Origin of the sequence: Actinophytocola sp. (genome assembly GCF_035712165.1) — a bacterium.
GTDB lineage: Bacteria > Actinomycetota > Actinomycetes > Mycobacteriales > Pseudonocardiaceae > DASYTH01.
Genome location: NZ_DASTBH010000139.1, coordinates 1 through 6,072 on the forward strand (window position 1 = coordinate 1; position 6,072 = coordinate 6,072).

Here is a 6,072-nt window from a genome sequence, read left to right on the forward strand (position 1 = left end):
ACTCGTCGGTGCGGGCCCCCCGTTCGGCCGGTGACACCCCGAGCGCCCGCAGTTCCGGTTCGATCCAGCCGACCCCGACGCCCACCGTGAGCCGGCCGCCGGACAGCACGTCCAGCGAGGCGAGTTGCTTGGCCAGCAGCACCGGTTGGCGTTGCGGCAGCACGATCACCCCGAACCCGAGCCGGACCCGGCTGGTCACCGCCGCCAGGTGGGTCAGCGCGACGACGGCCTCCAGCCGGGGCTGGTCCGGCGGATCGTAGGTCGAGTCGGCCGGCAGGGCGACGTGGTCGCCCACCCACAATGACTCGAACCCGACCTCTTCGGCCCGTTGGGCGCGCCGCGTCCGTACTTCCGGATCGGCGCTGCTTCCCCGGTGCAGTCCATACAGTGCGATCTTCATGGGGCCATGGAAGCACCTGTCAGCCGTCGTAGGTGGCCTGTTCCACGGCGAAGACGTTGCGGTTGCCGGTGCCCTCCTGGAGGGTCCAGAGCAGATCGGGGTTGGTGTCGTCCTCCCAGTAGGAGATGCTCTCGCCCGCACCGAGCCAGTTGTAGGTGGTGGCGCCGGCGCTGGGGGTCCAGTAGTACAGCTTCTTCTGCCCGGAGGAGTTGAACCACCACCGGCCGTTGTGCGAGGCCACGCCGTTGAGGTTGTACCAGGGCAGTTGCAGGGCCTGGCTCGCGGTCGTGGTCGCGGCGAACGTGCTGACGCCGGCGGCGAACGGGTAGCGGATCGCGCGTGGCGCCCGGTTGGGGTAGCCGTCGCAGGTCTGGCAGGTGTACTCGGTCATCACGATCGAGCGGCTGACCCGGTCCAGCGAGATGGTCGACCAGGCGAGGTTGGTGCCCGACGTGGTGTTCGAGGTGATCGTGCCGATCTGCGGCAGCACGTAGGCGTAGTTGTGCGCGTAGTAGACGGTGGCCGACTGCCGGCCGATCTGGTCGGCGGTGCCGCCGGTGTTGGTCCGCAGGATCTTGCGCATGTCGAACACCCGCATGCCGCGGCCGGTGTCGGCGACGTAGAGGTAGTCGCCGTACCAGGAGACCCCGCCGGCGTGGATCGGGATGTCCTTGAAGTTGGGCGTGGCGGCGGTTCCGGTCGGCTCGACGAGCAGGATCTTGCGGTACTTGTTGGGGTAGGTGGCGTCCCAGTCGACCAGGGTGATCCGGCTGCGCTCCTGGTCGCCGCCGCACTCGTCCCTGGTGTACCAGCTGACCAGGACGAGCTGGTGGCCGTCGTAGTTGCCGCTGTTGGCCGTGCCCACCGCGTCCCGGCTGGTCGTGATGCCCTGCGGGAAGCTCTTGCAGTCGCCATTGTCCGTGCTGTCGAACCGGAAGCCGGTGCTCAGGCCGGCGACGGAGAACGAGGACGGCAGCCCGGTCCGGTCGTGGTTGGCGTTGTCCATCACGGTGTGCACGGCCGCGGTTCCCAGCGTCGACACCAGCGCGGTGTTGACCGCGTCGAACTGATGGTAGTTGGCGCTGAGCGTGTACTGGCTGGCCGGCAGCGTCGTCGGCCCGGCAGCGGCGACCGCCGGGGCGGCCGGGACGATCAGCAATCCGGCCATGAGCGCCCCGGCGGCGAGGTGGACAGCGGTGACTCGACGACGCACGGACATCACACCCTTTGTAGTGGGAAATTAACCGAGCGCCGCACATCCTAGCGGGAATCTACCGTCTGGCTACGGGTGGGCACCCAGAGCGATGGCGGCGGCGACCACGTCGACCAGGCCGGTGCCCTTGTCGTAGCTGGAGGTGTAGGGCCCGACCGGCTGGTATGCGGCGCCGGCGGGGTACTTGTGGGCGGTGGACTTCAGCGCGTTCTCGATGTCGGCCGGGCTGGCGTTCGGGTTGGCCTGGAACAGTTGCGCCACGATGCCGGTGATCTGCGGTGCGGCCATCGAGGTTCCGCTGATCACGTTGTAGGTGCCGATGTCCAGCAGGCCGGGGCCGTTGTGCGGGTCCAGTCCGGTGGAGCAGATCGGCAGGTAGAGCCGGCAGGCGGAGATGATGTTCTCGCCGGGGGCGGAGATGTCCGGCCAGGTGGCGGTCCGGGCCGCCGCGCCGCGCGAGGAGAAGTCCGACACGGCGCCGTCGCGGGTGCCGGTGCTCAGGTCGTTGTAGGAGGCGACCGACAGGATTCCGGGGGTGGGGTCCTGGCCGGGCGGGTTGGACAGGTTGGCCGAGCCGTCGCCGCCGTCGTTTCCGTTGGCCCACACGGTGACCACGCCCTCGGCGGCCAGCGCGCGCTGCAGTTGGGCGGTGGCCGACGCCGGGTCGAACTCGCCGCCGCCACTCGGCCCGTAGGAGTTGTTGATCACCTTGATCGGCGGGCAGGTCGATACCGGAACGCCAGGCCCGCACGGCGCGTTGTGGTTCTCCAGCACCCAGTTCAGCGCCGCGTCCGCGCCGACGATGAGGATCACCGCGCCGGTGGAGATGGACACGATCTTCGCGCCGGGCGCCGAGCCGCCGACCGGTATGCCGTCGGTCAGCGTGAGCGGGTTGCCCGCGGCGATGCCGTTGACGTGGGTTCCGTGTCCGCCGACGGAAAGCGTGTCGGTGTCCACAGTGGTCGGTAGGTCGAGGATGCAGTTCGTCGCCAGGCTGCTCTCATCCACACACAGGCTCTTGAGGTTGCGCACCACCCGGGTCGTCCCGCCCGGGCCGGTGAACGCGGGATGCGTCGGGTCGATCCCGGAGTCGATCACCGCGACCGAGACGCCGGTGCCGTCCAGACTGTGCCCGTTCGCGCCGGTCAGCGTCTGCCGCGCGTCCTGGCTGCGGGTCGCGGTGGTGCCGGTGCTGGCGAACAGCGTGAGCGGGTCGTTGTTCTCCACGTAGCGCACGCCGGGAACCGCCCGCACCGCCCGAACCTGGCCGGCGGTGCCGCTGGCCACCACCACACCGATCCGGTTGAAGCCGGCCACCCGGGTCAGACCGGCCGCGCTCGCCGCAGCGCCGGCCGCGGCCACACTGTCCGCGTGCACCAGCACCGTCATCGGCGACGAGTCCGCCGCGCTGGCCAACAATCCCGACAGCGAAGCCGAAACCGGCGCAAGGGGATCGGCCGAGGCCGGCGTGCCCAGCGGCGGGATCGCGAGAACCGCTGCCAACACAGCGATTCTGAATCGAGCGAAACGACGACGACCGAACATGGGAGACCTCCTGACCGCGACTGTCGAACAACTCAACGACGAAAGTCCGCTCAGGTGACGAAATCATTCAGCGCTTGATCTGGAGCGCGCTCCAGGAGGCAGGCTCAGCACGGCCACCGACGAACCAACTCCTACGCGCTGCTGGACCGCTACGTCGAGGCGGGCGGCACGTTCATCGACACCGCCAACAACTACGCCTACTGGGTCAACGGAACCCAGGGCGGGGAGAGTGAGACGCTGCTCGGCCGGTGGCGCCGGGCGAACGGCGCGCAGCCGGGAACGGCTCGGCATGGCTCGGCTGGATCTCCTCTATGCACATTTCCTGGTCCGCGAGGGCAGCGTCGGGCTGCTACCGGGCTGCGAGGTGCTTCAGTACCACCACACCTACCTGCGGTCCCGCACCGACCTGCCAACCCTGCGCTCGCGCGACGGCGACCTCGGCGTACTGTCCCCTTGATCGGGGCCTCATCTCTGGCCCAGCCCCGACCAGCGCGCCCGCCTGGACGCCGCTCACTGACCGGTCAGTTGTCGCCGTAGATGGTGAACCCGACTCCGTTCCGCTGGAACTCGTCGCGGGTTTCCTGCTCGGCGCTTGCCGGCAGTTCCGCACCGAAGGCGACCCCGGCCTCCCTGCCGGGCAGGTCGGCGAACTTGACGCACTGCGGGGCGCCTGCGTAGAGAGTGAACTGTTCGTAGTGGTCAGTGCCGGCATTGTCCGTTACCCGAACGGAAAGAATGACGTCGACGTTGGTACTCCACAGGCAGACCGTGACGGCGTGGTCGACCATCGGCACCGAGATGGACTGGTAGGAATCAACGAACTGACCGTGGTCCACGGGGTCGTGGCTGGGCTGGTGGACGTACTCGATGTTCATCGCCGCTCCTCCTAGTTGATCACTGCCACTATCGAAGCTCCGCCGGACCGGGCGCAGCGCCGAACCGGCCGTCCCATCGGGCAGACCCGGATGCCTTAAGGTCGAGCGGCATGACAGCGGATCGGTTGCGGGCCCAGTGGGACAGGTACGCGCCGAGGTACGACGGGCAGATCGCCTTCTGCGACCGGGTGATGTTCGCCGGCGGCCGGGAGTGGGTGTGCTCGCGGGCGCGGGGCAGCGTTCTGGAAGTAGCCGTGGGCACCGGGCTGAACCTGCCGTTCTATCCGGACTCGGTTCAGCTGACCGGGATCGACCTCAGCCCGGCCATGCTGGCCCTGGCCCGGGCCCGCGCCGCCGAGTTGGGCCGCACCGTCGACCTGCGCGTGGGCGACGCGCAGGCGCTGCCGTTCGGGGGCGCCTCGTTCGACACGGTGGTGTGCACGCTGGGGCTGTGCGGCGTTCCGGACGAGCGGGCGGCGATCGCCGAGATGTACCGGGTGCTGCGTCCCGGCGGGACCCTGCTGCTGCTCGACCACGTCGGCAGCCAGCACCGCCTGATCCACTTCGGCCAGCGACTGCTGGAGAAGCTGACCGTGCGGATGATCGGCGACTACCAGACCCGCCGCCCGCTGCCCCTGGTCGAGCAGGCGGGTTTCGTGATCGAGGAGCAGGAGCGGCTCAAGGCGGGCACCGTGGAGCGGGTCGCCGCGGTCAAACCCGGGTAGTCGACGGACTGTCGACGGAACGTCGACCGGGGTTGTCAGCATCGCGCGCATGGAGATCTACCACGACGGCGACCCGCGCCCGATCCGAACGCCCGAGGAGTGGGAGGCGGCGGGCTGGGACGCCGGCCGGGAGCCGCCGAAGACCCTCGCCGAGGCGCGGGCGGCGTTGGCGGCCCGGATCGCCGACCCGAACGCGCCGGACGACGAGTCGCTGGCGGGCGTCTATGACGACCTGGACATGTGATGGCGTTCTTCGTTCCGTGGTTGGTGGACGCCGCGCGCACGGCCACGGCGGGTACCGGAAGGTCGGTGATCGCCGTGTCTGGCTGGGAGTCGCGCGGTCATGGCGGGATGCGCAGCCTCGAGGTGGTGGTGGGCCATCACACCGCCACCCCGGAGACCGCGCGCGGTGACTATCCGTCCCAGAACGTGGTGACCAACGGGCGCGCCGGCCTGGCGGGTCCGCTCGCGAACTTCGGGCTGGGCCGGTCCGGCAACGTGTATGTGATAGCCGCGGGAGTGGCGTTTCATGCGGGAGCGTCGGCCTACGCCGGGTTCGTGGACCTCAACGACGAGGCGATCGGGATCGAGGCGGAGGACTCCGGGGACGGAACGTGGACGCCGGACCAGTTGTTCATGTACCCGCGACTGGTGGCGGCGTGTCTGTTGTACATGCGGCGCGGGGTAGACCGGTACGCGAGCCACCGGACTGTCGCCGTGCCCGCCGGCCGGAAGGTCGACCCGACCGGAATCAGCGACGAATGGATGCGGCAGCGGGCCGCACTACCCTTGGAGAACCAAGTGGACCCCGTAGAATGGGACAGGAAATATACGTTTGGTCGCACCGGTCTCACCACCGAGTACGGCAACTTCATCGGCGAGACCAACGTCGCCGCCAACCACGCCGCCAACGGCACGGATGCGCTCCAGGAGTCGGTCACCGCCTTGGCGGCAGACCTGGCGAAGGTGAGCACTCGACTGGACCAGATCGCCACCGGCGACGTCGACTACGCCACCCTCGCCAAAGCCGTAGCCGACGAGATGGACCGCCGTGTTCGAGACGGTGATTCCCGTACTGGTCCGGTGTCCTAGTGCTCGGTGTTCCGCCGCCGGTCGGGCGGATGCCGGCGTTGCGGTGCACGGCTGTGGACAGCCCCGGAGGGGTGCGTGGTTGTGGGGTTGGGGGTCTGCCCACAGCCGTGCACCGGGCGGGTCTCCCGCCCTGGGCAGGATCGGGCGCGGCTTCTTCAAAACCAAAAATCAATTTATAGAAGAGATGCGGGCGCGCGGCGGCGCCTGCGGCGCCGCCCGCGC

At 69.2% G+C, this 6,072-nt stretch carries 8 protein-coding genes; 4 read left to right on the forward strand and 4 right to left on the reverse strand.

Annotation, left to right across the window (positions count from 1 at the left end):
• The 3 genes from VFO68_RS07645 to VFO68_RS07655 form a co-directional block, all read right to left on the reverse strand.
• The coding region (locus tag VFO68_RS07645) for an LLM class flavin-dependent oxidoreductase (RefSeq protein WP_325157468.1) at window positions 1-400 on the reverse strand (400 nt) is incomplete at its 3' end.
• Window positions 401-419: 19 nt separating this feature from the next.
• Window positions 420-1,619 carry a hypothetical protein gene (locus VFO68_RS07650; RefSeq protein ID WP_325157469.1) on the reverse strand — a complete coding sequence of 400 codons (1,200 nt, stop codon included), beginning with the start codon at window positions 1,617-1,619 and terminating at the stop codon, window positions 420-422.
• A 63-nt stretch (window positions 1,620-1,682) separates the two neighbouring features.
• Complete coding sequence (locus VFO68_RS07655) at window positions 1,683-3,158, reverse strand: S8 family peptidase (protein ID WP_325157470.1); 1,476 nt, start codon at window positions 3,156-3,158, stop codon at window positions 1,683-1,685.
• Between the two features lie 229 nt (window positions 3,159-3,387).
• Between VFO68_RS07655 and VFO68_RS07660 the strand changes: the two genes are divergently transcribed.
• Window positions 3,388-3,615, forward strand: a complete 228-nt coding sequence (locus VFO68_RS07660) for a hypothetical protein (RefSeq protein ID WP_325157471.1) — start codon at window positions 3,388-3,390, stop codon at window positions 3,613-3,615.
• 64 nt (window positions 3,616-3,679) lie between these two features.
• On the opposite strand, the gene VFO68_RS07665 is transcribed toward VFO68_RS07660, so the two are convergent.
• Window positions 3,680-4,033, reverse strand: a complete 354-nt coding sequence (locus VFO68_RS07665; RefSeq protein ID WP_325157472.1) for a hypothetical protein — start codon at window positions 4,031-4,033, stop codon at window positions 3,680-3,682.
• Window positions 4,034-4,143: 110 nt separating this feature from the next.
• Between VFO68_RS07665 and VFO68_RS07670 the strand changes: the two genes are divergently transcribed.
• From VFO68_RS07670 to VFO68_RS07680, 3 genes are read left to right on the forward strand one after another with little or no spacing between them, the layout of a single operon-like run.
• Window positions 4,144-4,758 carry a class I SAM-dependent methyltransferase gene (locus tag VFO68_RS07670; RefSeq protein ID WP_325157473.1) on the forward strand — a complete coding sequence of 205 codons (615 nt, stop codon included), beginning with the start codon at window positions 4,144-4,146 and terminating at the stop codon, window positions 4,756-4,758.
• A gap of 49 nt (window positions 4,759-4,807) precedes the next feature.
• Window positions 4,808-5,002, forward strand: a complete 195-nt coding sequence (locus VFO68_RS07675) for a hypothetical protein (protein ID WP_325157474.1) — start codon at window positions 4,808-4,810, stop codon at window positions 5,000-5,002.
• A complete protein-coding gene (locus VFO68_RS07680; RefSeq protein WP_325157475.1) occupies window positions 5,002-5,850 on the forward strand; it encodes a peptidoglycan recognition protein family protein in 849 nt (282 codons plus the stop codon). The genes VFO68_RS07675 and VFO68_RS07680 overlap by 1 nt, the downstream gene beginning before the upstream one ends.
• Window positions 5,851-6,072: the final 222 nt, after the last annotated feature.

Excerpts from the sequence above, each read along its gene's own strand:
- VFO68_RS07650 (WP_325157469.1), bottom strand. The coding sequence starts at position 1,619 with ATGTCCGTGCGTCGTCGAGTCACCGCTGTCCACCTCGCCGCCGGGGCG.
- VFO68_RS07655 (WP_325157470.1), bottom strand. The coding sequence starts at position 3,158 with ATGTTCGGTCGTCGTCGTTTCGCTCGATTCAGAATCGCTGTGTTGGCA.
- VFO68_RS07665 (WP_325157472.1), bottom strand. The coding sequence starts at position 4,033 with ATGAACATCGAGTACGTCCACCAGCCCAGCCACGACCCCGTGGACCAC.
- VFO68_RS07670 (WP_325157473.1), top strand. The coding sequence starts at position 4,144 with ATGACAGCGGATCGGTTGCGGGCCCAGTGGGACAGGTACGCGCCGAGG.
- VFO68_RS07675 (WP_325157474.1), top strand. The coding sequence starts at position 4,808 with ATGGAGATCTACCACGACGGCGACCCGCGCCCGATCCGAACGCCCGAG.
- VFO68_RS07680 (WP_325157475.1), top strand. The coding sequence starts at position 5,002 with ATGGCGTTCTTCGTTCCGTGGTTGGTGGACGCCGCGCGCACGGCCACG.